Genomic DNA, 1308 nt, shown 5'->3' with positions numbered 1-1308 from the left:
GACAACTGCAGGCGGTCTCCACGGTGGCCAACAGCGGATGGAACGTTACGGCGCAGGGCGCCAACGCGACCAATGTCGCGCCAGGGGCGACGGTGGACTTTGCCAGTGCGGACAGCAACCTGGCCATCACCAAGGGCGCGACCGACAGCAAACTCCGCTTCGCCCTGTCCCGCAACCTGAATGTGGATGCCGTGACGCTAGGCACCACCCAGCTGCAAGCCAGTGGCCTGACCTTGACTGGTGGACCGAGCATCACCACCGCCGGCATCGACGGCGGCGGGCTCAAACTCAGCAATATCGCCGCCGGCAGCGCCACGACCGACGCCGTCAATGTCGGGCAGTTGCAGGCCGTCTCCACGGTGGCCAACAGCGGATGGAACGTTACCGCGCAGGGGACCAATGCAAGCAATGTGGCGCCCGGCGCCACCGTGGATTTCTCTAGCGCCGACAGCAACCTCGCCATCACCAAGGGCGCCACTGACAATAAGTTGCGCTTCGCCCTGTCCCGCAACCTGAATGTGGATACCGTGACCCTCGGCACCACCCAGCTTCAGGCCAGCGGCCTGACCCTGACCGGCGGCCCGAGCATCACCACCGCCGGCATCGACGGCGGTGGCCTCAAGCTCAGTAATATCGCCGCCGGCAGCGCCACGACCGATGCCGTGAACGTCGGTCAGCTGCAGGCGGTCTCCACGGTGGCCAACAGCGGTTGGAACGTCACGGCGCAAGGCGCCAACGCGAGCAACGTCGCACCCGGCGCCACCGTGGATTTCTCTAGCCCGGACAGCAACCTGGCCATCACCAAGGGCGCGACCGACAGCAAACTCCGCTTCGCCCTGTCCCGCAACCTGAATGTGGATGCCGTGACGCTAGGCACCACCCAGCTGCAAGCCAGTGGCCTGACCTTGACTGGTGGACCGAGCATCACCACGGCCGGTATCGACGGCGGCGGGCTCAAGCTCAGCAATATTGCCGCCGGCACGGCGACCACCGATGCGGTCAATGTGGGACAGCTGCAAGCCGTCTCCTCGGTCGCCAACAGCGGCTGGAACGTTACCGCGCAGGGCGCCAATGCGAGCAACGTCGCACCCGGCGCCACCGTGGACTTTGCCAGCGCCGACAGCAACCTGGCCATCACCAAGGGAGCCACCGACAGCAAACTCCGCTTTGCCCTGTCCCGCAACCTGAATGTGGATGCCGTGACCCTCGGGACCACCCAGCTCCAGGCCAGCGGCCTGACCCTGACCGGCGGCCCGAGCATCACCACCGCCGGCATCGACGGCGGCGGGCTCAAACTCAGCAATATCG

Annotated in this window: 1 pseudogene; it reads left to right on the top strand. The window is 66.2% G+C overall.

What is annotated here, in order from left to right:
* Positions 1-1308 (top strand): annotated as a pseudogene (locus tag L540_RS21120) (hypothetical protein); the annotation flags it as partial.

Origin of the sequence: Bordetella pseudohinzii, from assembly GCF_000657795.2 — a bacterium.
Classification (GTDB): domain Bacteria; phylum Pseudomonadota; class Gammaproteobacteria; order Burkholderiales; family Burkholderiaceae_B; genus Bordetella; species Bordetella pseudohinzii.
The sequence above is the reverse complement of the archived record's forward strand: the minus strand, read 5'-3'. Positions and strand labels throughout refer to the sequence as shown.